This window comes from Pseudomonadota bacterium (assembly GCA_013285465.1).
Taxonomy (GTDB): domain Bacteria; phylum Pseudomonadota; class Alphaproteobacteria; order Micavibrionales; family CSBR16-224; genus CSBR16-224.
Window position 1 is genome coordinate 206859 of record CP053449.1, and the last position, 26639, is coordinate 233497.

Annotated in this window: 28 protein-coding genes; 22 read left to right on the forward strand and 6 right to left on the reverse strand. The window is 51.6% G+C overall.

Going from position 1 to position 26639, the window contains the following annotated elements:
• Window positions 1-486 precede the first annotated feature (486 nt).
• From HND56_00985 to mutY, 3 genes are all read right to left on the reverse strand, one after another.
• Window positions 487-1857, reverse strand: a complete 1371-nt coding sequence (locus tag HND56_00985) for an AarF/ABC1/UbiB kinase family protein (GenBank protein ID QKK04341.1) — start codon at window positions 1855-1857, stop codon at window positions 487-489.
• A 20-nt stretch (window positions 1858-1877) separates the two neighbouring features.
• A complete protein-coding gene (locus HND56_00990; protein QKK04342.1) occupies window positions 1878-2669 on the reverse strand; it encodes a DUF4852 domain-containing protein in 792 nt (263 codons plus the stop codon).
• Between the two features lie 65 nt (window positions 2670-2734).
• Window positions 2735-3838, reverse strand: coding sequence for an A/G-specific adenine glycosylase (gene mutY / locus HND56_00995; GenBank protein QKK04343.1), 1104 nt, complete (start codon window positions 3836-3838; stop codon window positions 2735-2737).
• A gap of 58 nt (window positions 3839-3896) precedes the next feature.
• Here mutY and HND56_01000 point away from each other — a divergent pair, with 58 nt between their 5' ends.
• From HND56_01000 to HND56_01030, 7 genes are all read left to right on the forward strand, one after another.
• Window positions 3897-4193, forward strand: a complete 297-nt coding sequence (locus HND56_01000; protein QKK04344.1) for a DUF721 domain-containing protein — start codon at window positions 3897-3899, stop codon at window positions 4191-4193.
• Window positions 4177-4398, forward strand: a complete 222-nt coding sequence (locus HND56_01005; protein ID QKK04345.1) for a hypothetical protein — start codon at window positions 4177-4179, stop codon at window positions 4396-4398. Before HND56_01000 ends, HND56_01005 begins: the two co-directional genes overlap by 17 nt.
• Window positions 4399-4473: 75 nt before the next feature.
• Window positions 4474-5040: an elongation factor P gene (efp, locus tag HND56_01010; protein ID QKK04346.1), complete on the forward strand. Its 567-nt coding sequence runs from the start codon at window positions 4474-4476 to the stop codon at window positions 5038-5040.
• 6 nt (window positions 5041-5046) lie between these two features.
• A complete protein-coding gene (locus tag HND56_01015) occupies window positions 5047-5874 on the forward strand; it encodes an inositol monophosphatase (protein ID QKK04347.1) in 828 nt (275 codons plus the stop codon).
• A 55-nt stretch (window positions 5875-5929) separates the two neighbouring features.
• Entirely contained in the window at window positions 5930-7135 is a 1206-nt protein-coding gene (locus tag HND56_01020; protein QKK04348.1) for an OmpA family protein, read from the forward strand.
• Window positions 7136-7172: 37 nt separating this feature from the next.
• Window positions 7173-7688, forward strand: coding sequence for a hypothetical protein (locus tag HND56_01025; GenBank protein QKK04349.1), 516 nt, complete (start codon window positions 7173-7175; stop codon window positions 7686-7688).
• Between the two features lie 19 nt (window positions 7689-7707).
• Window positions 7708-8874, forward strand: a complete 1167-nt coding sequence (locus HND56_01030) for a hypothetical protein (protein ID QKK04350.1) — start codon at window positions 7708-7710, stop codon at window positions 8872-8874.
• A gap of 6 nt (window positions 8875-8880) precedes the next feature.
• On the opposite strand, the gene HND56_01035 is transcribed toward HND56_01030, so the two are convergent.
• Entirely contained in the window at window positions 8881-10890 is a 2010-nt protein-coding gene (locus HND56_01035; protein QKK04351.1) for a hypothetical protein, read from the reverse strand.
• A gap of 266 nt (window positions 10891-11156) precedes the next feature.
• On the opposite strand from HND56_01035, the gene HND56_01040 reads away from it, so the two are divergent.
• The 7 genes from HND56_01040 to HND56_01070 all read left to right on the forward strand — a co-directional run bounded on the left by HND56_01040 (window position 11157) and on the right by HND56_01070 (window position 18878).
• The gene (locus HND56_01040; GenBank protein QKK06517.1) at window positions 11157-12791 is read left to right on the forward strand and encodes an electron transfer flavoprotein-ubiquinone oxidoreductase; all 1635 of its coding nucleotides are present in this window, start codon (window positions 11157-11159) and stop codon (window positions 12789-12791) included.
• Between the two features lie 88 nt (window positions 12792-12879).
• Complete coding sequence (locus HND56_01045; protein QKK04352.1) at window positions 12880-13725, forward strand: diguanylate cyclase; 846 nt, start codon at window positions 12880-12882, stop codon at window positions 13723-13725.
• Window positions 13726-13736: 11 nt separating this feature from the next.
• Entirely contained in the window at window positions 13737-15080 is a 1344-nt protein-coding gene (locus tag HND56_01050; protein QKK04353.1) for a TldD/PmbA family protein, read from the forward strand.
• 19 nt (window positions 15081-15099) lie between these two features.
• Window positions 15100-15441, forward strand: coding sequence for a hypothetical protein (locus tag HND56_01055; protein ID QKK04354.1), 342 nt, complete (start codon window positions 15100-15102; stop codon window positions 15439-15441).
• A 243-nt stretch (window positions 15442-15684) separates the two neighbouring features.
• The gene (radA, locus tag HND56_01060; protein QKK04355.1) at window positions 15685-17061 is read left to right on the forward strand and encodes a DNA repair protein RadA; all 1377 of its coding nucleotides are present in this window, start codon (window positions 15685-15687) and stop codon (window positions 17059-17061) included.
• A gap of 24 nt (window positions 17062-17085) precedes the next feature.
• Window positions 17086-17898 (forward strand): CvpA family protein, encoded by an 813-nt coding sequence (locus tag HND56_01065; GenBank protein QKK04356.1) that lies wholly within the window; start codon window positions 17086-17088, stop codon window positions 17896-17898.
• On the forward strand, window positions 17895-18878 hold the full coding sequence (locus HND56_01070; protein QKK04357.1) for a cation diffusion facilitator family transporter: 984 nt from the start codon (window positions 17895-17897) through the stop codon (window positions 18876-18878). Before HND56_01065 ends, HND56_01070 begins: the two co-directional genes overlap by 4 nt.
• 6 nt (window positions 18879-18884) lie before the next feature.
• On the opposite strand, the gene HND56_01075 is transcribed toward HND56_01070, so the two are convergent.
• Window positions 18885-19502 (reverse strand): hypothetical protein, encoded by a 618-nt coding sequence (locus HND56_01075; GenBank protein QKK04358.1) that lies wholly within the window; start codon window positions 19500-19502, stop codon window positions 18885-18887.
• Between the two features lie 80 nt (window positions 19503-19582).
• Between HND56_01075 and HND56_01080 the strand changes: the two genes are divergently transcribed.
• From HND56_01080 to HND56_01095, 4 genes are all read left to right on the forward strand, one after another.
• Complete coding sequence (locus HND56_01080; protein ID QKK04359.1) at window positions 19583-20842, forward strand: UbiH/UbiF/VisC/COQ6 family ubiquinone biosynthesis hydroxylase; 1260 nt, start codon at window positions 19583-19585, stop codon at window positions 20840-20842.
• Between the two features lie 134 nt (window positions 20843-20976).
• Window positions 20977-21264, forward strand: coding sequence for an integration host factor subunit beta (ihfB, locus tag HND56_01085; GenBank protein ID QKK04360.1), 288 nt, complete (start codon window positions 20977-20979; stop codon window positions 21262-21264).
• 16 nt (window positions 21265-21280) lie between these two features.
• Complete coding sequence (locus tag HND56_01090; GenBank protein ID QKK04361.1) at window positions 21281-21628, forward strand: LapA family protein; 348 nt, start codon at window positions 21281-21283, stop codon at window positions 21626-21628.
• A gap of 101 nt (window positions 21629-21729) precedes the next feature.
• The gene (locus HND56_01095; protein QKK04362.1) at window positions 21730-22119 is read left to right on the forward strand and encodes a hypothetical protein; all 390 of its coding nucleotides are present in this window, start codon (window positions 21730-21732) and stop codon (window positions 22117-22119) included.
• A 71-nt stretch (window positions 22120-22190) separates the two neighbouring features.
• Here the strand turns inward: HND56_01095 and HND56_01100 are convergent, their stop codons facing one another.
• Window positions 22191-22409 (reverse strand): hypothetical protein, encoded by a 219-nt coding sequence (locus HND56_01100; protein ID QKK04363.1) that lies wholly within the window; start codon window positions 22407-22409, stop codon window positions 22191-22193.
• A 107-nt stretch (window positions 22410-22516) separates the two neighbouring features.
• Here HND56_01100 and uvrA point away from each other — a divergent pair, with 107 nt between their 5' ends.
• The 4 genes from uvrA to HND56_01120 all read left to right on the forward strand — a co-directional run bounded on the left by uvrA (window position 22517) and on the right by HND56_01120 (window position 26344).
• Complete coding sequence (gene uvrA, locus HND56_01105; protein QKK04364.1) at window positions 22517-25396, forward strand: excinuclease ABC subunit UvrA; 2880 nt, start codon at window positions 22517-22519, stop codon at window positions 25394-25396.
• Window positions 25397-25488: 92 nt separating this feature from the next.
• Window positions 25489-25746 carry a hypothetical protein gene (locus HND56_01110; protein ID QKK04365.1) on the forward strand — a complete coding sequence of 86 codons (258 nt, stop codon included), beginning with the start codon at window positions 25489-25491 and terminating at the stop codon, window positions 25744-25746.
• Between the two features lie 14 nt (window positions 25747-25760).
• A complete protein-coding gene (locus HND56_01115; GenBank protein ID QKK04366.1) occupies window positions 25761-26141 on the forward strand; it encodes a gene transfer agent family protein in 381 nt (126 codons plus the stop codon).
• The gene (locus HND56_01120; GenBank protein QKK04367.1) at window positions 26138-26344 is read left to right on the forward strand and encodes a hypothetical protein; all 207 of its coding nucleotides are present in this window, start codon (window positions 26138-26140) and stop codon (window positions 26342-26344) included. Before HND56_01115 ends, HND56_01120 begins: the two co-directional genes overlap by 4 nt.
• Window positions 26345-26639 lie beyond the last annotated feature (295 nt).

The window sequence follows — 26639 nt, forward strand, 5'->3', positions numbered from 1 at the left end:
GAGTTGCGCGAAGACCGCTTAAAAAAATACGGTATTGATTATAACGATATTCCGCATATGTTTTCAGACCCTGACAAATTTATGGCGGTTTTTTCAAAATTGCAGATGTATGGCGACGGTTTGAAAAAATCGGATTTGTTCCTGCTGGATAAAAACGGTGAGAACGCCATGTGTCAAAAGGGAACATGGAATAATTTTAATCTGGTGCTGGAGCTGTTATCCCGCAACGGTGAAACGCTTGCAAAAGATGATTTTCTGAAATGTAAGGGGCGCATGAATGCGCCTTTGGCTTATGCGGCGTGGAACGGCTGTCTGGATAAGGTTTTTGCGCCGGAGCTTTGGCACGGACGCAGAGAGGAAATGATGGCGCTGTGGGGTTACGTCAAGCCGGCATGGACGGTCGGGATTGATATTTTCGAGGTGAAAAACAATACCCGCAGCCCGTTGATGAATGCGGCTTACCGTGCATGGACGGGACTGAAAGCTTTATGCGGCATCCGGGAGCTCAAGACCGAAACGTCCGAGGACATCTTTCTGCGTTTCTGTGAGGGTCTCAAGGGAGAAATCTGCAATCAGGTCGTTAAAAACGCGAAACCAATTAATCTGTGCCTGAAGATGGAGAAAAATCGATCCCATCCCCAAAGCTGCACGATCCATAAAAACGAATTCCCGCGGCACCTTCAACCCGCCAATATTGCGTAATTCCTTATGAACTTTTGAGGCGACGTCACGCCCGTAAACCGTTTCACCGAGTTCGCCGATCGGACGTTTCTTGTCTTCCAGTATCGGACTGTACAGGAAACGCGCCCAGATATTCAGCACATCCACCAGCTCTTTTGTCAGATTTTCAAAACCCCAGTTGCGGTAGGCTTGCGCAGCCATGTCTTCATCATCATTTTGCAGGGCGCGGTACAACATAATCACACCGGCGACAAAACGCGGCGGAAAAATGCGGATACAGCCAAAATCCAGCAGATTGATTGACAGGTCTTTTTGCACGGTGTAATTGCCCGGATGCGGATCGCCGTGGATAATGCCGTAATTATACAAGGGAATATACCAGGCGCGGAACAGATTCATGGCAAGCGCATCGCGTGTTTCCTGCGGCGCGGTTTTGAAATCAAGAATTTTTCCGCCGTCATGCCAGATAGAGGTCAAAAGCCGCCCTGTGGACAATTCCTCGAGCACATCAGGGACGTGCACCGTATTTTCATGCCGCAGCATATGGGCATAGAGACGCTGGTGACGTGCTTCGCGGCGGTAATCCAGCTCTTCATACAGCCTCTCGGAGATTTCCTTATAGATTTCTTCGGGCGAGATGGAGTTATCGTATTTCTGAAAGATGCGGAAAATCAGTTTCAGCTGCTTCAAATCGGCGGCAACCGCGCTTTCCATGTCAGGATATTGCAATTTGCAGGCAATATTTTGTCCCGCAAGGGTGACGGCTTTGTGAACCTGACCGAGGGAGGCTGCTGCCGCGGCTTCTCTGTCAAAACTCTTGAATTTGCTTTGCCAGTCGCGTCCCAGCTCGGCCGCCATACGGCGGCGTACAAAGGGCCATCCCATTGGCGGGGCGTCGGCCTGCAGGCTTTGCAGCTCTTGCGCGTATTCCTGCGGCAGTGCCTGCGGAATGGTGGAAAGAAGTTGTGCGACTTTTAGAAGAGGGCCTTTCAGATTGCCGAGTGCTTGCGTTAACTGTATGGCGTGTTTGTCGCGGTTAATACCGATGCCGAGATATTTCTCGCCTGCCAGCCTAGCGGCCAGCCCGCCCATTGTTGTCGAAACGCGGGCATAACGGCTCAAGCGTCCGGATGCGGTCGATTTCTCCGTTTCGTCTGCGCCGTCATTTTTTGACATGATGTTGGTTTATCCGTTATTTACAGCTCGATCTTGACCATATGCTGTGTCAGTTCCTTATCGGCAAAAACATCCATTTCCAACAGTTGCCCGTTAAAAATGACTTCCTCCTGATCCGTTCCGGAGGTGCGGATATCGGCGATGGCATCCAGCCGTACACGGAAACGGATATGGACTTTACGCGTGTTGGTTCTCTCGTGCGGCTGTACAATACTGACAAATTTTTCCGCCTCTTTCGGTGTCATCGGAATTTCTTTGAAATTGATGGCACTTGGCAACCGGACGCTGAAAGAGGTCGGCAGGTGTACGGCAATAAACTGCTTTGATTTACCAAATGCATGGGAGCAGTTCTTTTCACCGCGTTGTGATTGTGTACTGTAACGGAAAATATTCAAAAGGCGAATGCCTTGAAGCGAGGCATTCTCGTTCAAAGGAAAGATTTCTTTTTCAAAATCGTAAGGGTCAAGCTCCACGGAGCCGCTGAATTCGAAATAGCTGAAATATTCGCGGTCAAGGCGGTTGATCGACATATTCATATTTTCGCGGACTTTACGCCATTCGAATTCGTTATTGTAATATTCCACAACAAGCGGGCAGGCGAAAATCCGCGCATAACCGTCAATGTTTTTCGCGGGTCTGTTATCGGCGGGTTGGGACAGAAGATAAGTTGTAATAAGGGCATTGTAATTTGCGATAATATATCCTGTGCCGATTTCGGCGAAAGCCTGCGCTGCGGCATCACGGGCAGGCGAGGCGGCGGTCATTGTGACAGCCAGAACACAGGATATTAGGAAATTACGCAACAGTTTCATCAGATCGTCCTTTTATTGTCCCTTTCGGATTCCATACACTTCAATAAGCTACAATGAATATTCTATCACAGGAAAGATTTATTTTCTTTTAAAGTATGGTCATGGAGTTTTTTCATGACGCTGGGAAGGGCGTATTTATGCAGGTCTTTTTCTGCGGCCCAAAACAGGGAACCGGAAAGAGTTGTTTCAGGAACGGAGCCTGCCCAGACGGTCAAATGCAGGGTGAAATGGGTAAAATGATGCGTGACCCGGCCGGGCAGTTTTCTGAAAACGGCAGGAATATGACCGGGCAGCGGAAAATGCGCGAGAATATCCTGTTCCTTTTTATAAATACTGTCCCGCCACGGTGTGGAGGGGAATTCCACCATACCGCCGAGAAGACCGCTTTCAGGGCGTTTTTGCAAGAGCAGTTTTCCGCTGTTTTCCGCCGATAAAAAGAAAGCGGTTCCGTGACGTTCGGGTTTTACCTGTTTTGGCGCGCGTTTTGGCAAATCTGCGGCAATTCCCTGTTGATGCGCCAGACATGTCTTTTGCCACGGACAGGCGGGGCAGGCGGGTTTTGTCGGGGTGCAGAGGGTCGCTCCCAGCTCCATTAAGGCCTGTGTCAGATCACCGGCGTTTTTATCATCCGCATAAGCAAGCCGTTCAGCGAAAGATTTCAGTTGTTTTTTATTATCGCGGATCGGCGTGGTAATGGCGTGATAGCGCGTAAGAACACGCTCGACATTGCCGTCAACGGCGGCGGCGGGGATATTTAAAGCGATAGAGGTAATAGCGGCCGCCGTATAGGGTCCGATACCGGGCAGTTTTTGCAGTTCTTCCGCCGTGGCGGGAAATTCCCCGCCATAATCCTGTGTGACGGTTTGGGCGCATTTATGAAGATTGCGGGCGCGGGCGTAATAGCCAAGTCCCGCCCATGCCGTCAATACATCATCCAGCGGTGCGGCGGCGAGGTCTTCAATGCGGGGCCATTGCCGTATAAATTTCAGGAAATAGGGAATAACGGCTTTTACAACGGTTTGTTGCAGCATGATTTCCGACAGCCAGACATGATAGGCAGGCGGCGGCGGTGTTCCGGGAGGGCTACGCCAGGGCAGGCTGCGATGGTGGAGCCCGTACCATGTCAGAACGGTGTTACGCAGATTTTTATCACTTGCGGCGGCGGTCATTATATTTCTCTGGATTTCTCTCTGGTATTGCAGGCTATCATTCCACTATAATGCGCGGATGTCAAAGCCCCGTTCCATAGCCGATTTTGTGCCGAAACTGACCGAAAACGCGTTCGGAAAGAAATCCGCGTTGCTGGGAAAACTGATGGTGCATTGGGATGATATTGCCGGGCCGGTGCTGGCGGAAAATGTCAAACCCGCAGAGCTGCAGCACCGGACAAGCAAGCAGAAGGACGGTAAAAGACAGCAAAATGTCGTGCTGGCGCTTTATGTGCGTGACGGCGGCACGGCGCTGGAAATGCAATACCAGACCCATGCAGCTGCTGGAAAAGATCAATATGTTCTGCGGTTATAATGCCGTCGCGGAATTGCGTTTTGTGCAGGCTCCTGAAGCCTTTTTGCCGCAAAAGCCTTTGGAAAAAGCTCGTCCGCCATTGCCGGAGGAAAAGAAACGGCAAATTCACGAGATGGTCGAGGGGGCCGGTATTGAAGATGCGGAGCTGCGCGCGGCATTGGAACGGCTGGGCGAGGGGGTTTTCTCGCAATACCGGGAATCGTGATAGGGATTGCAAGCCGGGGCGCAAAATGTTATGAGAAACCTTGACGAAACGCCCAATCAATAAGAGGTCACCAAGATGAAAGTCAGCGCTATTACGATACGCCCCGGCAACGTACTCGAATATAACGAGAAACTGTGGGTCGTATTGAAAAACGATATTATTCAGCCCGGTAAGGGGGCGGCTGTTGTCCAGGTGGAAATGCGCGATCTTTCCAGCGGTAACAAAACCAATGTCCGTTTCCGCACACAGGAGACTGTGGAGCGCGCCCGCGTGGATGAGGTTGAATATCAATTCCTGTTTGAAACCGATGGTGATTATGCCTTTATGAATGTTGAAAATTACGAGCAAATTACGATTTCCAGCGATCTGATCGGTGATCCCAAGGTCTTTTTGCAGGATGGTATGATTGTGCAGGTGCAAATTCACGACGGTAACCCGCTGGGTGTTGCTCTGCCTGATCAGGTCACGATGCAGATTGTCGAGGCTGATCCTGTTGTGAAGGGCCAGACGGCTTCTTCCTCTTATAAACCGGCAGTGCTGGAAAACGGCGTGCGCGTGATGGTGCCGCCGCATATTGAAAGCGGAACGCGTATCGTTGTGAAAACCGCCGATAACAGCTATGTTGAACGCGCGAAAGATTAAAAAACAATGAGAAACGCACAATATTCCCCGAATATCGCTGTCATGATCCGTGCGGCGGAAAAAGCATCCCGCGGCCTTGTACGCGATTTCGGAGAAGTGGAGCAGCTTCAGGTTTCACGTAAAGGTCCTGCCGATTTTGTCTCCGCCGCTGATATCCGCGCGGAAAAGACCATTTTTGAAGAGCTGGATAAAGCGCGCCCCGGCTATGGCTTTCTGATGGAAGAACAGGGAAAGCGCGCTCCGAAAGACGGGCATGAATCGATCTGGGTGATTGACCCGCTGGACGGGACAACGAATTTTCTGCACGGCTTGCCGCATTGGGCGGTATCAATTGCGCTGGAAGTGAAAGGCGAGATTACCTGCGGCGTGATTTACGACCCTGTGAAGGATGAATTATTCTGGGCGGAAAAAGGGCGCGGCGCCTATATGAATAACCGCCGGTTGCGCGTTTCGGGACGCGGCGAGATGTCGGATGCGGTAATCGCGCTGGGAACACCGGCGATCGGGAAGGAAGACGATGATTATGCCGTTTTTCTGGAGCAACTGGATGCGGTTGTCCGCCGTACGGCATCAACACGCCGTATGGGGGCGGCCAGTCTGGATCTGGCTTATGTGGCGGCAGGACGTTTTGACGGTTTCTGGGAAACCGGCCTGCAGGCATGGGATGTTGCCGCAGGTGCACTGATTATCAAGGAAGCGGGCGGCTTTGTCACGGATATGGACGGCAAAGCCGGACATATCTATGGCGGCAGTGTTGTCGCAGGAAACGGCCAGTTACAGCGGCAATTGCTGGAACTTGTCGCGCGTCCGAAAAAGGCAAAAGCGTCCGCCTGATTTTGAAGAATAAGAAATTTTATTTTATTGATGAAAAAAACCGGAGAATGAAAAGATGCGTAAGACCTCTTTAACACTCACAGTTGCAGGCTTTGCCCTGATTTGCACAATGACGACAGCCAAGGCGCAGAGCCCCGGCGTCGAAGTGAATTACGATGTTTTGAAAAATACGGCGATTCACCAACATTATTCCGTGCAGAAAGAAAAAGAACGGGAAGCGCGTGAAAACATGCTGTCTGCTCCGGAAAATATGACGGATGAACAGCCTGTGCAATCTGGTGTCAGCGGAACGGGCGCCTTTTTGACCGGGCCGGAAGTGTCGGGTGAAATTCTGGACGGCGCTGCGCCCGTACTGACCGATCCGATGCCGCATCAGGAAGATGCTGCGGCAGATGCGGAAAAACTGTTTGAAGAAATGCAGGGCGTGCAAACCGCGCCTGAACAGGAAATGGCTGAAGAATTGCCGCATCCCGCCGAAGCAGCGCCGGAAACGGTTATCAACTGGGTTGAAGAAGAAAAAGCTGCGGAAACAGCCGCACCTGCTGACGCCCCTGTTGTGGAGATGATGCCTGCCGATCCGCGCATCCTGAAAACCGCGCCGGATGAACTGCCGGAATCTTTGCGCCGTGAAATGATGGGGATTCCCTCCGGCGATACCGAACAGCACTCTGCCGCTCCTGTGGAAGCACCTGTTGTTGCGGCGCCGGAAATAGAGACAAAAGCGGAGGTGATGCCGGAAAAGATTGTGCCGCGCCCGTTGCAACGTCCTGCTGCTGCAAAACAACAGGCTATAGAGAAGCGTGAAGCGCAGGAAGCCGTGTCTGTACCGGAAGCTCTGCCAATGCCGGATAAGGCACCTGTGGAGGAAGTGGCGGCCGAGAAACTGCCCTTGCCGGAAGCCAGCCTGATGCCGGAGGCGTCAGTAGCCCCTGCGGTATCCATGGATGTCGAAAATGCGGTTTCCCTCGCCTTTGACGGCAGCGAAAGCCGCATTACGCCGGAAATGGAAACCGTGTTGAAAGATATCACCACGCGTCTCGCCGCTGATAACGGGTTGCGTGTCCAGCTGAACGCCTTTGCCAGCGGTGAAGCCGGTAATCAAAGCAGCGCCCGCCGTATCTCGCTGTCACGCGCTTTGTCGGCGCGTGATTATCTGGTGGAACATGGCGGTATTACGCCGACCCGCATGGATGTGCGCGCTTTGGGTGACCAGACGCAAAAACAGCCGATTGACCGCATCGACTTTGTTTTTGTAGAGTAACGGGTGAGTTTATCTGTTACTTTATGCGGCACGGTTAATGAAAAAATTACAAAAATTCCTAATTCTATTGCCGTTACTTTTCGGGATTTCCGCCTGTGTGCCTGCGGAAATACGCCCGCTATCCGAATGGTCCGTCTTTAAAAAAACATCCCCTCCTGCTGCTGCGGGACAGAATACTGCGCCGCGTGCGGCAGTTGATCCGCGGCCATACGGGCCGTTTATTCAGTGTACGGTTTTTGACGGGCAGGCAAAATTCCCGTCCGGCTGGTTCCCGCTGCAGAATACGGATTTTAAAATCCGCCGCGGTGACAGCAACAGTTTTACCCTGCACAGCAAGAAAAATGAAATGCGTGAAATTTATGTGCGTTTTGACGATGCCGGACAAAAAATGGTGTTCTGCCCTGAAACGGATGATGCCGGACGGAACGGTAAAATTCCCTGTTACAGCATTTACGCGCTGGAAGATGATTTTGATGCGGGTATTAAGCGCACTTTTGATGTGCCCAAGGCTGTACGCGGCAGTGAGATGACCTGCAAGACCGCTACAAAGTAAAATTTTTAGAGGAAAATACATGAGTAGAATGGTTGCGGTTGTTATTGCCGTCTTGCTGACTTGTCTTGCTGTAGTCGGAGTAGCGGAAGGCGAACCCCCGTGGAGCGATAATCCCGATTACAAAAGCCCTGCGGCGGTTGATAAACCGCGTGCGACATTTTCTATGGCGACTTTGTCGGAGCTTGATGGTGTTTTGCGCCCGACATCAAAGCACCAAATTCTTCACCATTTTACGTCTTTTACAATGCCAAGCGATTTATGGCTGGTAGAGCGTCAAATAAGAAATGAAGCCTTCTACGAAAAACATAAAAACGAGAAGCATTGGAGTTTTACCCGTTATGCCGGATATCCCCTACGGAAGAACGGAGTTACTTTGTATGATGAGAAGAATCATGTGCAAATTGCGGCGAAATATGCCGATGCGCCGCAAACCGGTCACATTGTTCGCTGGGTAAAAGAACAGCCAATAACTGTTGCATTGCTTATAGATCAAAATATGGATTTAGAAGATTTTCGCAAATGGAATATTTCCTTTAAAAATGATCAGGAGCAGCGGGACTATCTGGAAACTGTAAAGCAAATAAGGCGGGACACGCTGCGTGTATTCGAGCGTTTAAAGCCGCGTTTGGAAGCGGCAACAGGGCTAAAGCTGGAATTTGTTGAGAAGCCGGATAAGGACGTTTTCTACAAAAAATATGATGGCGATCCCTGTAAGAGCGCTGATATTACCATCCAGTTCGGGATTAAGAAAAGTTGCAGGCGTCATGGTAGAGCAAGAGCGGATTTTGACCCTGATGATGAAATCGCTTTTCAAGCTTATGAAGTTGTTTTTCCAATTTTGCACAGCCAATACAACGCACGCAGTATTCGGGAATTTTATAAGGGAGGGCAATATCTGAAAATTATCTTCGGCGTTTCCGAAATCGGAGAGGATTACAGCATTAAAAGCAGTATATGCAATGCCCGTGGCGGGCCGATGCCTGAAGGTAAAATATTGCGGGAAAAGTTTCTGGAGAATTGTCTGATTACAGCACTCGGCCTGCGTATGGACAGCGATTTTTATGATTTTGATTATCTAATGTTTCTACTTGATAGTCTTTACGGCATGGAAGCGGGCTGGACGTATCAGCAATATGTGTCGCCTAACCTCATGCAACGTGTGACACATTCCAAAGTAGAAAAATAATAAATTCTAGAACAATCCGAAGCGTTTTTTGCGTTTGGCCGGTTTTTCAGCGGATTTGTCCGTGGCGGTTTCGGCAGTTTGCGTTTTTTCCTGCGTTGTTTCCGCCGGTGCTGTTTCAGCGTCGGGCTCTTTTTCCGGCTGTGCCGCTTTGGCGGCGGCTTCCGCTTCGGCTTTGCGTTTGGCTTCTTCCTCGGCGGATTTTTTTGCCTCGGCATCGGCCTGTTTCTTTTTCGCCGTATTGATCAGAATCTGCTGCATACCGCTGAGATCTTGCGCTTTTTGTTCCATGAAGCGTTTGAAGTTTTTCTGCACTTCCGGTGACGCGGTCTGGAATTGCGGACGCAGGGTCAGTTCGGTATCGCCCTCTTTGGGCTGTTCGGCGAAAATCTTTTGTACAGCCAGTAAATGATCAACGGAGCGTTCGATTTCCGGTGCAAAGGCTTCGACCGGAACGATGTTCAGCATACCGTTACCTTTCGGATCATCGCGTTCGTCAATATAGAAATAATCGGCCTGCGACATGTTGCTCATACCGGGGAAGAGGGTCGATTTCAGACGGTTGGTCGGACGGGTGACGTTTTCCACCGATACAATGGCATTGATCATCAGATATTCCGCACAGGCCGCTGTATCTTCATTGGCAGGCAGATTCTGCATGGCGAAAACATATTTCCCCATAATGTCATTTTCCAGCGGAGCCAGCACTTCCTTCATCTGCTCACCCAGTTCGGTTCCGGCAAAAGCATCAAGATTGCTGTGACTGGAAATCAACTGCCCCGGGGTTGTGGCTTTGGAAACGGTATTATTTGCGACCATGGCCGAGAGCGGCGTCATCGGCGGCAGACCCGTTTTGATATCGCCGACAACTTTCTGGCGGTAATCGGGATCGGTATCGATTTTGTCGAAAATAGCGGCCAGCGGGAAGATCATCTGCTTGCCCGTCGGCTCGTGCATCAGCGGTACAAAGGCGGCTTTCACAGCACCGCGCGCGGCATCATAATTGCCCTGACTTTCAAAATAATCGACGGCCTGCGGCAGCGGAACGGATTTGACGCTCTTTTTCTCTTCCGTATCTGCGGCGGCGGCATCTGCAGTTTTCTCTTTACCGGCAGTTTTTTCATCTTTTTTGTCTGCCGTTTTTGCGGCATCCTCACCGACCGGATTTAACGGCACTTGTGCGATCTGGAACATGCTGTCTTTGGCCAGATAGGTTTCGACCATATCGGCAAGGCTGTAGGAGCCCCAGATCGTCGAATCGACCAGATAACGCATATTTTCGTCGAAATCCTCGGCAAAGCTTTCCTCGTCATCGCGGTACTGCCCATGCAGGGCGGAATAGACCAGAAACGGCAGGGCTGCCTTCTGTTTGTCTTCAGGCGTACTGAAAGTTGCGGCATCGGCAAATTTGCGTGCGGCGCTGAGCGTATCCTGAATCATGTCATATTGTTCATTGTAGAAATGCTGCTTCATTTCGTCGGCATTGCCGCCGGTCATGGTGGCTTGCATTTCCAGCTGCTGTTCCATTGCCGTCTGGTTGGTGATGATGTCTTCCATAAAGACTTCATAAGCCAGTTTGACAACGGGGTCATCGGGCAGCTGTTTGGTCGCGTAGTCTTTGTCCATATAGGCGCGGTTGATCATTGAGCCGGTAATCAGGCTGACATTATCCAAAAAGACATCTTCCGAAATCGGTGATGTTTCGCCATCGGCATTGACGAATTTGCCTTCGGCGCGGCGGCTGAGCATATTATTGACGGTTTCGCCGAGTTTCGGCTCGATCTTTCCGAAAAATTCCGGGGCGGAGGCCAGCGCTTCATAGGCATTGGCAAAGGCTTTTGCCGCCAGTTTGGTTTGCGCTTTATCGCCTTCATATGATTTGATCTGGTCGAGAACGGCGGTAAAGACTTCCTCCGCTGCGTAATTATCTTCTGTCATGACGCTTTTGATCGACTTGTGCAATCTGTCGTAATCAGGCTTTACCTCTTCGGGCAGCCGTGTATCTTCAAAAGCCATCATTGTCTTACACCCTCATTCATTTGAGCCGGAAGGCTCTTTCTACAAGAATCTCACTTACCGCATAATATATGACAATATAACATAATAAATCGTCATATGTCAAATAAATATCCGGTTCCCGTCATGGGGCAGGCTTATGCCTCTGCCGCTATCTTGCATTACGCGGGCAGACTGCCTAAAGTATTCGCACGGAACAAAAACAACGGAAAAACGAACGAAAACAGGATATAAAAATGAGCGAATCCGAACAGCCGCAGCGCGAAAGCATGGAATATGATGTGGTGATTGTCGGGGCGGGACCGTCCGGACTTGCCGCCGCCATCCGTTTGAAACAGCTTGCGGCGGAAAAGGGAGCGGAAATCAGCGTTTGTATCCTTGAAAAAGCCTCTGCCGTCGGTGACCATCTGTTATCGGGCGCAACAATTGAAACCCGCGCATTGGATGAACTGATTCCCGACTGGGCGGAAAAAGGCGCACCTTTAAAAACCGCTGTGACGGCGGAGAAATTCCTGTATCTGACGGAGAAAGGCAGCCTGCCGCTGCCGGTGCCGCCGCAGATGAAACCGCCGAAAGGGAAGAAAAACTATATTATATCGCTGGGGGAACTCGGGCGCTGGCTGGCGGAACAGGCTGAAGAGCTGGGCGTGGAAATCTATCCCGGTTTTGCCGCCGCCGAACTGCTGTACCATGATGACGGCAGCGTCAAAGGGGTGGCAACAGGCGATATGGGGATCGGCAAAGACGGCGTACGGAAAGACAGTTACGAACAAGGCATGGAACTGCATGCGCGGCAGACGGTTTTTGCCGAAGGCTGCCGCGGATCGCTGACGAAAATTTTATTTGAGCAATTCGGGCTGCGTAAGGATTGTGATCCGCAAAGCTACGGTATCGGCATTAAGGAAGTCTGGGAAATCCAGCCGGAAAAACATCAGGCAGGTCTGGCGATGCATACGGTCGGCTGGCCGCTGGACAGCCGCACTTATGGCGGATCATGGATGTATCATTTTGAAGGGAATCATGTCTCGGTCGGTTTTGTCATCGGGCTTGATTACGAGAACCCGCATTTGTCGCCCTATGATGAAATGCAGCGTTTTAAACATCATCCTGCCATTGCCAAAGTTCTGGAAGGTGGTAAGCGCATTGAATACGGTGCACGTGCTTTGTCCGAAGGCGGCTGGCAATCGATCCCGAAATTGAGTTTCCCCGGCGGTTTATTGATCGGTGATACGGCGGGTTTTCTGAATGTACCGAAAATCAAAGGTACGCATACGGCGATGAAATCAGGCATGGTTGCGGCGGAAGCGGTTTTTGCGCATCTGACGGCGGATGAAGCGCCGCAGCAGAATGAATGTACGGGTTATGCGGAATTGCTGAAACAAAGCTGGGTGATGGAAGAGCTGTATAAGGTGCGCAATATCCGCCCCGGCTTTCACAAGGGTTTTATCATGGGCATGCTGCGCGCGGCATGGGAAACCCTGACAGGCGGTAAATTTTCCGGTACATTGCCTTATAATCACGGCGACCACGAGACATTGAAAAAAGCTGATGAGGCACCGAAAATCGCTTATCCGAAACCTGACGGTGTACTGAGCTTTGACAAAATGTCCTCGGTCTTTCTGTCCGGCACAACGCATGCGGAAGACCAGCCCGCGCATTTGAAACTGGCGGATGACAGTGTGCCTGTTGCGGTAAATTTGAAACTTTATGATGCGCCCGAACAGCGTTACTGTCCGGCGGGTGTGTACGAGATTATCCGCGATGCGGAGGGCAATAATCCGCAGCTGCAGATCAATGCGCAGAACTGCGTGCATTGCAAGACCTGCGATATCAAAGACCCGACACAGAATATCAACTGGGTCCCGCCCGAAGGCGGCGGCGGCCCGAAATATGCCAATATGTAAGGCGGGTTTCGGCAGAAGGCTTTCCCTTTGCCCGTTTTTATGCTGGTATAAGCAAGGCATTTTTTAATTATTTGAGGGCGGCTTTTCCATGCGTATTCTGATTATCGACCGTGATCCCTTATCCATCAAACTGATGTCGTCGAAACTGGGGCAGGCGGGGCATGAGGTCGTTTGTGACGACAGCAAGCAACGCGCCATCAAATTGGCGGCGGAACAGTATTTTGATTGTGTCTTTGTCGACCCGACGCCGCTGAATGATGTGCGTCCCGTGGTGCTGGAAATCTGGCGCGGCCTGAAAAAAGACCAGCATCGCCCTTATATGGTGTTGCTGGCGAAAGCGGCGGAACGCGAAGCGGCCATTGGGCGCGGCTGTAATGATGTATTGTTAAAACCTTTGGATGCGAAGGCGCTGGAAACCGTGGTCGGCAATGCGGCGCGGCTGAATTATTATTACAGCGTTTTTCAGCAGGAGGTTGGTGATTATTTCCCCGAAACGGCAATCGGCGTATTGGGGCAAAAAGCCTTTGAGCAACTGTTTCTGGCGTCGGTTGATCGCGGGTTCCGTTACGGTGAGCGCAATTGCGTCATGTTTATCCGCGTCAAGAATTTTGAAGAGCTTTTAAAAAGCGGCGGCGAGAAAGCGGCGAAAGAGGCTTTGGACAAGCTGGGCGAGAAAATCTCCTGGATTCGTCGCCAGAGCGATGTTGTCGGTCATATCTGCCCCGATACTTTCGGGATTCTGATGCAGCGCCCGATCTATGAAACGGAAGTTTATGACGCGTTTTCCCGTTTTCAGGAAAAAACCAAGGAATTTGTCGCGACACTGCCGGAGAAACACCGCCCTGAAGTGCATCTGTCCGTTGTTGAGCTGCCTTATGGTGCGATTCTTTGTGATGACGGTGATACGCGTTTCTCCAAACTGGATAACGGATAAGGAATAATAAAATGAAAAATATGCCGCTGGAAGATATCTTGAATCAGGCTTTGAAAGCCGGGGCGGATAGTGCCGATATTTTATTGGCGCATAGTGTTTCGCTTTCAGCCGGTGTACGGCTGGGGAAAACGGAATCGCTGGAGCGGTCGGAAAGTTTTAATCTGGGCTTAAGGGTTTTTAAGGGCAAGAAACAGGCGATTGTTTCCAGTAATGATATTTCGGATGCGGCGATCAAAACCACGGTGGAACGGGCGGTTGCGATGGCGGGGCATATTCCCGAAGATGAATATTGCGGTATCGCTCCGGAAGAGCTTTATGCGCAAAACTGGCAGCATGATGCGGAGCAGCTGGAGCTGGAAGACCGTGTGGCGACGGTCGGGCCGGAAAGGCTGCTGGAACTGGCGCTTGAGGCCGAAGATGCGGCGCTGAGCGTTGACGGTATTGAAAATTCCGAAGGTGCCAGCGCAGGCTGGGGGCCGGAACATTATACTTATGTGACCAGTAATGGGTTCAGAGGCAGCTATGCCCGGACAGGGGCGGGGCTCAGCGTTTCCGTTTTGGCCGGAACGGGAACGGAGATGGAGCGCGATTACGCCTATCATTCCGCCTGTCATTTTGATGATCTGGAAAGCCCGCAGGAAATCGGCAAACGCGCTGCGGAACGCACATTGAAACGCCTGCATCCGCAAAAAATCGCTACGGCACAGATGCCCGTGGTTTATGATCCGCGCGTCTCCAATTCCCTGTTGCGGCATTTATCGGGCGCGATTAACGGTTCGTCCATTGCGCGCGGCACATCCTTTTTGAAAAACGATATGGGTAAACGCATTTTTGCCGAAGGTATTACCGTTACGGATGATCCGCGTATTTGCCGCGGCATCCGTTCCCAGGTTTTTGATGATGAAGGTGTCTCGTCAGAGGAATTGTTGCTGATTGAAGACGGCGTATTGCAAAGCTGGGTGCTGGATTTACGCACGGCGCGGAAGTTGAAACTGGAAACGGGCGGGCGTGCCTCGCGTGATGTGTCCTCCCCACCCTCGCCTGCGGTGACCAATCTGTTTATGGGTGCGGGGAAAGTGACGCCGCAGGAATTGATCGGTGATATCAAACGCGGCATCTATGTGACCGAACTGATCGGCAGCGGCGTGAATATGGTCACAGGCGATTACAGCCGCGGCGCTTTCGGCTATATGATCGAAAACGGCGAGATTACGCATCCCGTCACCGAAATCACCGTCGCGGGTAATCTGCGCGATATGTGGCTGAACCTGACCCCGGCCAATGATCTGCGCCACCGCTACGGCATTGATGCGCCGACCCTGCGCATTGACGGGATGACGGTTGCGGGGAATTGATGGTGTCAGGCTTGCTCAGATGAATTTTGATAAAGTCAAAGAGCGCGGCGTTCTTGCTGTTTTTTCAGTTTTGTTTTTCGTTTGTGTATTAGTTGGATTAATAGCCGCTTACGAAAGCGTGAATGTTGCTTTGGCGACTCCGGAAGAGTTAAAGTTGTGGCCGTTCGGGTGGGAAGGTGGCGGTTTTAAGTATGAGTCCGCAGAGGTTTATCTGGGAACAGGAATTTTACAGTCTTATATTTTTGTTCAGGCAATGATTATCGGACTTTATTTTTATATTAAACGGCAGCGGTTTGCAGGTGTTGTTGTTTTGTTTTCTACACTGTCATTCTGGTTTTTGTTTGTCACATTCATTCCTTGATAAGAAGGTTTTTTCACCTGCAACTCGGAATGACGGGCTGACGGTTGCCGGTAATTAGCTGCGGGAAAATGCTTTTAAAAGGCGTTTACCGGGCTAATGGTGACTTCGGTAAGTGTTCTATTCTAGCTGCGTTTAATATGCGGGAGCAAGCGTGAAGCTAAGGCGATCAATTGACGGCGAGCGTTTACTTGCGGCGGGAAACGGCTTATTCTTTTATGAATGGAAAAATAAGGGTTTTGCATTATGGCCAAAACAGCAGCTCAATATGTTTGTCAAAATTGCGGCTCCGTCTATAACAAATGGGCGGGGAAATGTGACGGCTGCGGGGAATGGAATACGATTTCGCAGGAAACGGGTTTTTCCGATGCCGTGCCGAAAGGGCTTGGCACGAAAAAAGGCCGTGTGATTGATTTTGTGCCGCTGGCGGGCGTCAGTAGTGATGTGCCGCGCCATATCAGCGGCATTCGTGAGCTGGATCGTGTGGTCGGCGGCGGGCTGGTGCCCGGTTCTGCCGTGTTGATCGGCGGTGATCCGGGGATCGGGAAATCGACATTATTACTGCAGGCCGTTTGCCGTCTGGCGGATAAAGTGCGCTGCTGTTATGTTTCCGGTGAGGAAGCGGTTGATCAGGTGCGGATGCGTGCAGCAAGGCTCGGCCTTGCCGATAGTAAAGTGCGGCTGGCGGCGGCGACGAATGTGCGCGACATTGTCAGCTCTATGGACAAAGGCGAAATTGATCTGATCGTCATTGATTCCATCCAGACCATGTATCTTGATAATATTGATTCCGCGCCGGGGACGGTCAGTCAGGTGCGTGCCTCATCGCAAGAGCTGATCCGCATGGCGAAAAAGAAAAACATCGTCGTGCTGCTGGTCGGCCATGTCACCAAAGACGGGCAGATTGCCGGACCGCGCGTTGTGGAACATATGGTGGATGCGGTTTTGCATTTTGAAGGTGATCGCGGCCATCCGTTCAGGATTTTGCGGGCGGTGAAAAACCGTTTTGGCCCGACGGATGAAATCGGCGTGTTTGAAATGGCGGAAGCCGGACTGGTCGAAGTTGAAAATCCATCGGCTCTATTTTTGTCGCAACGGCAGGAGGATATTGCCGGCAGCGCGGTTTTTGCCGGCATGGAAGGCACGCGTCCCGTGCTGGTCGAAATTCAGGCGCTGGTCGCGCCCTCGCCGCTGGGGACGCCGCGCCGTGCGGTGATCGGCTGGGATTCCTCCCGTCTTGCCATGGTGCTGGCCGTGCTGGAATCGCGCTGCGGTGTACAGATCGGTATGAATGATGTTTATCTGAATGTGGCAGGCGGTTTGCGCATTAATGAACCTGCCGCTGATCTGGCGGTGGCGGCGGCATTGCTGAGTTCATTGACCGATATTGCGCTGCCCGGTGATACGGTGGTGTTCGGGGAAATCGGGCTGTCGGGCGAGATCCGCCATGTCGGGCAGATTGAACACCGTTTGAAGGAAGCGGCGAAGCTGGGCTTTACGCAAGGTTTTATTCCCAAACCGCTGCGCACAAAAAATACTGGTCAAAAGAAGCTGTCTCAAGATATAAAGGTGGTGGAACTGGAGAAACTTTCGGATTTGATGCCGTTTTTCGCCATTGATTAGATTTATTGACACCAAGAGGGTCTGATGACAGCCATTATTTTCGACATCGTCGTCGGTGTGATCGTTTTGATTTCCACGTTGATTGCGACTTTGCGCGGTTTTGTGCGCGAGGTGCTGACGATTCTGGGTCTGATCGGTGCGACTGCCGTGACATGGATTTTCGGCGGCGTGATGTCGGGTTTTTATACCGGACATATGACGCGCTGGGCCGAGGGGCGGCTGGAAGAGATTCCGGAGGGCGGCGTGACGCATATGCCGTTATTCAGCGGGCGGCTGGAACTGCCGATTGATTTTTTCTCGCAGGTTGCCTCCTATAGCACGGTTTTTTTCCTGAGTTTTTCTATTGTCGCGGCAATCAATTTCTATGTTGCAGGGTTGGTACAGGAATCGAAACTCAGTATTGTTGACCGCTCGCTGGGCGCGGCTTTTGGTCTGGCGCGCGGTGTGTTGCTGGCGACATTGCTGTATATTCCGATTGCGCTGTTTGTCGCAGATGAAGAGGAAAAGCCGGTCTGGATTGCCGAGGCGCAGACCGCGCCGCTGCTGCAATACGGGGTCGATATTATCCAGACGCATTTTATGCCTGAAAAAGATGAAGATGAGAAAGACGGCAAAAGCCGCGATAAAACCGCGAATGCGGCTGAAAAAATCATCTCGAATATGAAAGATGCCGCGCTGGAAGCAGGCGGCGGCGTGAATACCGATGATATTCTGTTTGGTGCAGGCGGTAAAAAAGATAAAAACACGCCCAAAGATGACGGTTATGACGGTGATGACCGCGGAGAACTGGACCAGCTGATTGAACAAGAGCTGGATCAAGGCGGCATGAACCCATGAGTATTGCCAATCCCTTTTTGCATGATCCCGACCAGCGCGGCGAGCAGGAGCGCGGCAATAAGCTGAAACGCCTTGCCGCCGTTGCCAGTGTGACAATGGCGATCACGCTGATTGTTACCAAGCTGGTGGCCTATATGTGGACGGGCTCTGTCAGTCTTTTGTCATCGCTGATGGATTCAACGCTGGATTCGCTGGCTTCGATTGTGACATTTATCAGCATCAAACGTGCGATGGAACCTGCCGATAAGGCGCACCGCTATGGTCACGGCAAGCTGGAGGCGATTTCCGCCATGGCGCAGGCGGCCTTTATCGTCGGCAGTGCCGTTTTTCTGTTTTACGAAGCATTGCAGCGGATTGTTAACCCGCATGTTATTGAAAAAGTGTCGCTGGGTTATGCGGTGATGCTGCTGTCGATTGTTTTGACGCTGGCACTGGTGATGTTTCAGAAATATGTGATTAACAAAACCGGCTCTGTCGCCATTGAGGGCGACCATATCCATTATAAGGGTGACCTTTTGATGAATGCCGGTGTGGTTTTGGCGATGTTTCTGGCCAGTAAGACGGGCTGGCTTTATTTTGACCCGCTTTTTGCGCTGGCGATTTCCGTTATTTTATTGAAATCGGCGAAAGAGGTCGGCACGCAGGCATATGATATTCTGATGGATCGCGAATTGCCGGATGAAGAACGCGCGAAAATCAGTGAAATTGTGATGAAGCACCCGCATGCGAAATCCGTGCATGATCTGCGTACACGCAGTACCGGGCAGCAGATTTTTATTGAACTGCATCTGGAGCTGGACGGAAAAATGACGCTGGATATGGCGCATCACGTGACCGAAGAGATCGAGATCATGGTCTATGCCGCTTTTCCGAATGCGGAGCTGATTATCCATCAGGAACCGGCCGGAATTGCCGATGACCGTCTTGATACCCGCGTGGAAGATGCCACGGCAGCGGAAGAGGCCTCCAGACAGGGTTAGGCTTTTTTACGCGCCAAATCCCTGTTTTTTTGTCTTCAGATAGGCTTTGCCGGTAATGTCGCGCTTGCAATGCTGCGGATAGGACGGGTCTTTCAGGAAATTTTTCAGAACGGATTCATATAAATTCGTCGCCTCGTCACGGGTCTTGACGCCGTTTTCCGTCAGATGATGCGGAACAGTACCGGTCTGCTGCAGGATGAAGTAATCCTGTACGATCGAAGCCTGTTGTTCCATGCCGTAATTGACAAGGTCTTTGCCGTCTTCCAAGACATAATCATAGGCGGCGTTATAGTTGAATTTATGCTTCATGCTTTCTTTCGTCGCCTCGACAATCGGGTTCAGCACGTTATTCTTGAACTGCCAGACATGCACCATTTCATGCAGGAAGGTGCTGCGCATGGACAGTGAAACATCCTGCGCGGTGTAATCCTCCTTATAAAGATCCTGCGGCATATAAAGATGCCCGTTCGGTGCCATCGCCGTATGGTCGGACTGCAACCCGCCCGGCAGATAGGGACGGTTGTGGATTTTGACATTCTCATAATCGATCGTGTCTTCGAAATAGGTTTTCAAGAAGGCGATCTCCCGGTCATTCAAATGCCGGTAGTCTTGTTTTTCAGACATGTTTTCGTTGCTCCTGTAGCCTTTGCGGGGATATAATGCCCCTTGAAAATCATAGAGCATGATAGGGGGGAAAATCTGTCATGGCAATAAAAAGTAAAAAACATATGAAAACAGAAGTGCTGGTCGCCGGCGGCGGTCCGTCCGGTTTGACGATGGCGTTGTTGTTGGCAAATGCCGGTCTGAATGTGATCTGTGTGGATCAGGCGCAGAAATCCGAACAGCTGAAAGAAAGCTTTGACGGGCGCACAACGGCGATTTCCGCGGCGTCGAAAAATGTGCTGGCGGCAGCCGGTATATGGGATGCACTGGAAAAAGATGCTTGTCCCATTCTGGATATTCGTGTTGCCGATAGTGATTCTCCGCATTTTCTGCATTTTGCCAGCGATGAGAGTGATAAAGGGGCTTTTGGCTGGATTCTTGAAAACCGTGTTTTACGCAAGGCTCTGTTTGAGGCGGCGGAAACATCACCGCTGACGCATTTGCAGCCCGCAAAGATAGAGGAATTTGCTTATGCCGATGACGGTAAAGCGGTGACGGCAACACTGTCCACGGGGCAAGTGATTGAAGCGCAGCTGCTGATCGGCGCGGATGGGCGCAAATCCGCCGCGCGGGACTGGGCGGGAATCGGTACGGTTGGCTGGAGCTATAAGCAGGAAGCGATTGTCTGCTGTGCACAGCACGAGCTGGACCATGAAAATGTTGCTGTTGAACATTTTATGCCATCGGGTCCGTTTGCAATTTTGCCGATGATGGATACGGAGACAGGCAAGCATTGCTCTTCCATCGTCTGGACGGAGCATGGCGGTGATGCAAAGCGCTATCTTGAGATGAGTAAAAAAGACTTTGATGCGGCCTTGCAGGAGCATTTCGGCGACCAGCTCGGTAAAGTGAAGCATCTGGGAACACCGATGGTTTATCCGTTGTCGCTGATGCATGCCAAACGCTATACCGCGCCGCGACTCGCCCTGATCGGTGAGGCCGCCCATGCGATTCACCCGATTGCGGGGCAGGGATTGAACCTGAGTATGCGCGATATTGCCCTGCTGGCGGAAATGGTGGTTGACCGCCGCCGCGTCGGGCTGGATATCGGTGCGGCAACCATGCTGAAGACATACCAGCGGTTGCGCAAAACGGATAATCTGATGATGGCGGCGATAACGGATGGCCTTAACAGGCTGTTTTCAAACAATATTCCGCCTGTGCGTTTTTTGCGGACGCGCGGAATGTCGATGGTGAACCGTTTGCCGCCGCTCAAGCGTTTTTTTGCGGGACAGGCAATGGGCTTTGGCGGGCTGGGCGGTCGCGGCTTGCCGCGCTTGCTCAACGGAGAGTTATTGTGATTTTTTTGTGCTTTTTGAAAAGGATGGCTTGACGAAAGCGGACAAGGCTGGCAATCTTGTCCTCAAGTTTTCAATGGAAAGCAACCAAATACGGATTCTTTAAAAGTTCTTGTTTGAGAAGGCAGGGAATAAAAATGACGAAATCAGAACTTATCCAGCGTATCGCAGAGCTCAACCCGCATTTGTATCTGCGCGATACGGAACAGATCGTGAATACGATTTTTGAGGAAATTTCCTCTGCCTTGTCACGCGGTGACCGGGTTGAATTGCGCGGCTTCGGAACCTTTTCCGTGAAACAGCGTCAGGCGCGTCAGGGCCGCAACCCGCGCACCGGCGAAAAAGTTTTTGTCGAAGAAAAGCATGTTCCGTTCTTTAAGACCGGCAAAAAACTGCATGAGCGTATGAACCCCGAAAACGCATAAAACGGGGGAACGCGCGATGATGAAATATTTTTCATGGTTCATCACGATTCCGCTGACTGTCCTGTCTTTGATGTTTTTGATCGGTAATACCGACAATGTTTCCGTTTATTACTGGATGGATACGCCGCCTTATGAGCTGCCGCTTTATGCCGTTGGGCTTGCGATGCTGGCTGTCGGGTTTCTGGGCGGGGCATTATTTGTTTCCTTAAATTACTACGCGCTGCGCCACGAACACTGGAAAGTGAAGCGCCGTCTGGCCCGCATCGAAACGGAGCTGGAAGAAAGCAAAAAGAAGCCGGCCAAGCCCGCAGAGACAGAAAACCGGGAGATGCCGCAGAAACTGGCTTTATTGAAGCCGCGCTAATATTTCCATTCCCCTCGTTGATTTTCCCATAAAAAAGAATTATACTGCCTGCCACAGCCGCATATTGGAATCACGGACGGTTTGAAAAGGTTATAGGCCGCATGGGTGCGAAGAAATTACAGAAAAGATTATCGCTTGCGATTATCCTGTCGGAGATGGGGCATGTTTTCTGTTGCGTGCTGCCCAGCATTTTCAGTGTTCTCAGTGTTTTCGTCAGCGCGGGAGTTATCTCGGTGATGCCGCCCTTTATGGCGGTTTGGCATGAGGCCATTCATAAATGGGAAATACCGATTATTCTGTTTTCCGGCACGCTTTTGCTTTTGGGCTGGGCGCTGCATAGCTATAGCCAGAAAATCGACTGCCATGATACGGGCTGCCATCATCCGCCCTGCACGCCGAAGAAAACAAAATCTTCAAAACTGCTGATGGTCGCCACGGCGCTGTTTGCGGTGAATGTGTTGATTTACCTGAGTATTCACGCCGGGGGTTAATCAGCTATAGGGCAATAAAAAAAGCGCGGCCTCTTACATAAAAGCCGCGCTTTATTCTTTTACGGAGGCCGTTATTTTGCGTTGGCGGCAATCAGCTCGTCAATCATGCCTTTGGGCACTTCGACGACAAATTCATCATCTGCGATGCGACCGGATAGTTTCTGTTGTTCTTCCGTCGTCAGTTTCTTACCGATAATGACGTAAGAATCATCTTCTTTCTCAAAAACCGCCGGGCAGCAGTTAGAAGTGTGGCAAAGGTAATTTTCGGGGGTAATTTCTTTCATGCTCATCAGAGGTCTCCTGAAAAACTGTTACAAAGCGCGATTTTCATGTGTCGCAGATGTTTCATTCTACGAAATATACTTGAATCTTGCAAGCTGCGTGCTATGTTGCGCGCATGGGCGATTATAACAGGGATATCCGCGTACGCGGGGCGCGTGAGCATAATCTGCGGAATGTCGATGTTGATATTCCGCGTGACAAGCTTGTGGTGGTGACGGGATTATCGGGCTCGGGGAAATCATCGCTGGCTTTTGACACGATTTATGCCGAAGGGCAGCGCCGCTATGTCGAGAGCCTGTCGGCATATGCGCGGCAGTTTCTGGAGATGATGCAAAAGCCGGATGTTGATTCCATTGAAGGGCTGTCGCCCGCGATTTCCATTGAACAGAAAACGACCTCGCGCAATCCGCGTTCCACCGTTGGGACGGTGACGGAAATTTATGATTATATGCGTCTGCTTTGGGCGCGGGTCGGTGTGCCGTATTCCCCTGTGACGGGCAAACCGATTACCAGCCAGACTGTCAGCGAGATGGTTGATAAAGTCATGGAAATGGGGGACGGGGTGCGGCTGTATCTGTTGGCGCCGATTGTGCGCGGGCGTAAAGGGGAATATAAAAAGGATTTGCAGGAGCTGCAAAAAAAGGGTTTCCAGCGCGTCAAAATTGACGGCAAAATCTATGATATTGATGATACGCCTGCGCTGGATAAGAAAATAAAACATGATATTGAAGTCGTGGTTGACCGTCTGGTCGTGCGCGAGGATATCGGGACGCGCCTGGCGGATTCGGTGGAAATTGCACTGGAGCTGTCGGACGGTTTGCTGATTGCCGAAAATGCCGATGACGGCAAGCAGACGGTTTTCTCCGCGCGTTTTGCCTGCCCTGTTTCCGGTTTTACCATCCCTGAGATTGAGCCGCGTTTGTTTTCCTTTAATAATCCGCATGGTGCCTGCCCCGATTGTGACGGTTTGGGCAACAAGATGCGGTTTGACCCTGAGCTGGTGGTGACGGATGAAGATTTGCCGCTGAATAAGGGCGCGATTTCGGCATGGTCATCGCCTTACTATCAACAGGCGTTGCAAAGCCTGTGCGACCATTACGGTGTGAAGATGAAAACGCCGTGGAAGGATTTGCCGGAACATGTGCGTGATGCCGTGTTATACGGATCGGGTGAGGAAGAGATCGCCATGATCTATGAAGGCGACCGCATCCGCCGCTATGAGGTTGTGCAGCCTTTTGAAGGTATTATTCCGAATTTGCGCCGCCGTTATTACGAAACCGACAGTCCGCGTATGCGGGAGGAACTGTCCCGTTATCAGTCCAGCCAGATTTGCGGCACCTGTGAAGGTTTCCGTTTAAAGCCTGAAGCGCTGGCAGTGAAAATTGACGGCAGACATGTCGGTGAAGTCTCGCTGCTGTCCATCGGCGAGGCGGTGAAATGGTTTGACCATGTACCGGAAACATTGTCGGAAAAGGATAATAATATCGCCGGACGGATTTTGAAGGAAATTCATGAGCGGCTGCATTTCCTGAATAATGTCGGGCTGGATTATTTAAGCCTGTCGCGGATGTCGGGGACGTTGTCGGGCGGGGAAAGTCAGCGTATCCGCCTTGCCTCGCAAATCGGTTCAGGCTTGACGGGGGTGCTTTATGTGCTGGACGAGCCGTCCATCGGGTTGCACCAGCGTGATAATAACCGTCTTTTGGAAACGCTGAAACGGTTGCGCGATATGGGTAATACGGTGCTGGTTGTCGAACATGACGAAGATGCCATCCGTACCGCCGATTATCTGATTGATATGGGCCCGGGTGCGGGTATTCACGGCGGCGAGATTGTCGCGCTTGGCACGCCGGATGAGGTGATTGCCGCGGGAAAAGGTGTGACGGCTGAATATCTGAACGGCAAGCGTGAGATTTCTGTGCCGAAAACGCGCCGTCCGGGAAAACAGCTGGTCTTATCAGGCGGAAAGAAGCGCGGCGAATTTTTGCAGCTGATCGGGGCAACACATAATAATCTGAAAGATGTGGATGTAAAAATTCCGCTGGGCACGATGACCTGCGTGACGGGTGTATCGGGCGGCGGGAAGTCATCGCTGATTATTGACACGCTTTATGCGGCGGCGGCGCGGCAATTGATGAAGGCACGGCAGACACCGGGTGAGTATCGTGAAATCCGCGGGCTGGAATATCTGGATAAGGTCATTGATATTGACCAATCGCCGATCGGGCGGACGCCGCGCTCGAACCCCGCGACTTATACCGGTGCCTTTACGCCGATCCGTGAATGGTTTGCCGGACTGCCTGAGGCGAAGGCGCGCGGCTACGGGCCGGGGCGTTTCTCTTTTAATGTGAAGGGCGGGCGTTGTGAAACCTGTCAGGGTGACGGCGTCATCCGTATTGAGATGCATTTCCTGCCTGATGTGCATGTGACCTGTGACAGCTGTAAAGGTAAACGCTATAACCGCGAAACGCTGGAGATTAAATATCGCGGCAAATCCATTTCCGATGTGCTGGATATGACGGTTGAGGAAGGGCTGGATTTCTTTAAAGCCGTACCTGCGATTAAAAACCGTATGCAGACCTTGTTTGAAGTCGGGCTTGGTTACATCCATATCGGGCAGCGGGCAACGACTTTGTCGGGCGGGGAGGCGCAGCGTGTGAAGCTGGCGAAGGAATTGTCGAAACGCTCGACAGGCAGAACGCTTTATATTCTGGATGAGCCGACAACAGGGCTGCATTTCGAAGATGTGCGCAAATTGCTGGAAGTGCTGCACCGCCTTGTCGATCAGGGGAATACGGTTGTGGTGATCGAGCATAATCTGGATGTGATCAAAACTGCTGACTGGCTGGTCGATATCGGGCCTGAAGGCGGCGACAAGGGCGGGCAGGTGATTGCCGAAGCCACCCCCGAAGGACTTGTGAAAGTGGCGGAGAGTTATACGGGGCAGTATTTGAAGCCGCTTTTGGCGCAAGTGAAAACGAAGAAATCAGCTTAAATTTACATTTTGTAAATTTTATATTGACATTTCGGGAATATTTCTGTAGTGTAATCCTTATCATCCCGAAAAATTATCTGACAAGACAAATCATGACACAGGACAATATGGGCGAAAATGCCGGTATCCGAGAACGTATCAATGTTCTCGCCATTATTCGCGCGCTGGAAGACCATATTCTGAACGGTACGGAAATGAGTGCGACGCAGATTAAGGCGGCGCTGGTACTGCTGAAGAAAGCCGTGCCTGATATCACGGCGGCGGCGGAAGCCAAGAACCGCGAGATCAGCAAAGAAGAAATGCTGAAAATTCTGAAAAAACACGAAGACGCTTTGCAAGAGCTGGAATAAGGAGATATCCGAAAATGAGTGACATGACGGCACCGCGCATTACGGCGCGGGGAGAGATTGCGTTCGCTTTCGCGGGTGCGGAACATCTGTTTAAACCGACGCTGGCGAATATTGCCGCGCTGGAGGAGAAACACGGCAGCCTGTGGCTGCTGGTCGAGAAGATCGAGAAGAATGCGTTGCCGCTTTCCGCTTTGGCCGCGTCTTTTGCCGCGCTGCTGCCGCAGATGACGGAAGAGGAGATCGGTGCGGAAATTCTGCAGAAAGGCGCAGCGCATTATCTGCTGTTGCTGCTGCAAATCTGTGCGCCTTTGCTGACGGGATTGTCGGCAATCGGCGCGGCGCGGGAAGAGGATGTTCCGGCGGGGGAGGACAGCCCCCGGTGCGCCGGACTGTGACGGATGCGCGCAAGGCTGCGCGTTTTTGTCTTGGTGCGCTGGGGTGGACGCCGCAGGTTTTCCGCTGCGAGGCCGTATTGCAGGATATTATTGACGCGTTGGAAGGTTATGCGCTTTATCGGCTCGGCACGGATACGGCGGAGATGCGTTTGCCGCCTTCCGCCGCGTTTTTGAACGAGATGACGGCGCAGTTCCCCGATTGATATGGACAAAAAAGAACGCGCCATCCGGCAAAGGCTGAAGGATGATTTCATTCATTACGCGGAAAAATGCCTGAAAATCCGCTTGAAAACCGGCGGGGTTGCGCCGCTGATACTGAACCCTGCGCAGCGTTATATTCATGAGATGCTGGAGCGGCAGAAACGGGAAACAGGACGCGTTCGTGCGCTGGTCTTGAAGGGGCGGCAGCAGGGATGTTCGACTTATGTCGCGGCGCGGTTTTACTGGCAGTTGACGCATCGGCGCGGTGCAAGCGGTTTTGTGTTGACCCATTTGGAG

What these genes read in the sequence shown, in the direction of transcription:
- HND56_01115 (QKK04366.1), top strand. Translation starts at nt 25,761, where the DNA reads ATGAGTGACATGACGGCACCGCGCATTACGGCGCGGGGAGAGATTGCG.
- HND56_01075 (QKK04358.1), bottom strand. Translation starts at nt 19,502, where the DNA reads ATGTCTGAAAAACAAGACTACCGGCATTTGAATGACCGGGAGATCGCC.
- radA (QKK04355.1), top strand. Translation starts at nt 15,685, where the DNA reads ATGGCCAAAACAGCAGCTCAATATGTTTGTCAAAATTGCGGCTCCGTC.
- HND56_01000 (QKK04344.1), top strand. Translation starts at nt 3,897, where the DNA reads ATGTCAAAGCCCCGTTCCATAGCCGATTTTGTGCCGAAACTGACCGAA.
- HND56_01050 (QKK04353.1), top strand. Translation starts at nt 13,737, where the DNA reads ATGAAAAATATGCCGCTGGAAGATATCTTGAATCAGGCTTTGAAAGCC.
- mutY (QKK04343.1), bottom strand. Translation starts at nt 3,838, where the DNA reads ATGACCGCCGCCGCAAGTGATAAAAATCTGCGTAACACCGTTCTGACA.
- HND56_00990 (QKK04342.1), bottom strand. Translation starts at nt 2,669, where the DNA reads ATGAAACTGTTGCGTAATTTCCTAATATCCTGTGTTCTGGCTGTCACA.
- HND56_01015 (QKK04347.1), top strand. Translation starts at nt 5,047, where the DNA reads ATGAGAAACGCACAATATTCCCCGAATATCGCTGTCATGATCCGTGCG.
- HND56_01095 (QKK04362.1), top strand. Translation starts at nt 21,730, where the DNA reads ATGGGTGCGAAGAAATTACAGAAAAGATTATCGCTTGCGATTATCCTG.
- efp (QKK04346.1), top strand. Translation starts at nt 4,474, where the DNA reads ATGAAAGTCAGCGCTATTACGATACGCCCCGGCAACGTACTCGAATAT.
- HND56_01100 (QKK04363.1), bottom strand. Translation starts at nt 22,409, where the DNA reads ATGAGCATGAAAGAAATTACCCCCGAAAATTACCTTTGCCACACTTCT.
- HND56_01065 (QKK04356.1), top strand. Translation starts at nt 17,086, where the DNA reads ATGACAGCCATTATTTTCGACATCGTCGTCGGTGTGATCGTTTTGATT.
- HND56_01040 (QKK06517.1), top strand. Translation starts at nt 11,157, where the DNA reads ATGGAATATGATGTGGTGATTGTCGGGGCGGGACCGTCCGGACTTGCC.
- HND56_01035 (QKK04351.1), bottom strand. Translation starts at nt 10,890, where the DNA reads ATGATGGCTTTTGAAGATACACGGCTGCCCGAAGAGGTAAAGCCTGAT.
- HND56_00985 (QKK04341.1), bottom strand. Translation starts at nt 1,857, where the DNA reads ATGTCAAAAAATGACGGCGCAGACGAAACGGAGAAATCGACCGCATCC.
- HND56_01005 (QKK04345.1), top strand. Translation starts at nt 4,177, where the DNA reads ATGTTCTGCGGTTATAATGCCGTCGCGGAATTGCGTTTTGTGCAGGCT.
- HND56_01090 (QKK04361.1), top strand. Translation starts at nt 21,281, where the DNA reads ATGATGAAATATTTTTCATGGTTCATCACGATTCCGCTGACTGTCCTG.
- HND56_01045 (QKK04352.1), top strand. Translation starts at nt 12,880, where the DNA reads ATGCGTATTCTGATTATCGACCGTGATCCCTTATCCATCAAACTGATG.
- uvrA (QKK04364.1), top strand. Translation starts at nt 22,517, where the DNA reads ATGGGCGATTATAACAGGGATATCCGCGTACGCGGGGCGCGTGAGCAT.
- HND56_01110 (QKK04365.1), top strand. Translation starts at nt 25,489, where the DNA reads ATGACACAGGACAATATGGGCGAAAATGCCGGTATCCGAGAACGTATC.
- HND56_01030 (QKK04350.1), top strand. Translation starts at nt 7,708, where the DNA reads ATGAGTAGAATGGTTGCGGTTGTTATTGCCGTCTTGCTGACTTGTCTT.
- HND56_01020 (QKK04348.1), top strand. Translation starts at nt 5,930, where the DNA reads ATGCGTAAGACCTCTTTAACACTCACAGTTGCAGGCTTTGCCCTGATT.
- HND56_01055 (QKK04354.1), top strand. Translation starts at nt 15,100, where the DNA reads ATGAATTTTGATAAAGTCAAAGAGCGCGGCGTTCTTGCTGTTTTTTCA.
- HND56_01025 (QKK04349.1), top strand. Translation starts at nt 7,173, where the DNA reads ATGAAAAAATTACAAAAATTCCTAATTCTATTGCCGTTACTTTTCGGG.
- HND56_01070 (QKK04357.1), top strand. Translation starts at nt 17,895, where the DNA reads ATGAGTATTGCCAATCCCTTTTTGCATGATCCCGACCAGCGCGGCGAG.
- ihfB (QKK04360.1), top strand. Translation starts at nt 20,977, where the DNA reads ATGACGAAATCAGAACTTATCCAGCGTATCGCAGAGCTCAACCCGCAT.
- HND56_01080 (QKK04359.1), top strand. Translation starts at nt 19,583, where the DNA reads ATGGCAATAAAAAGTAAAAAACATATGAAAACAGAAGTGCTGGTCGCC.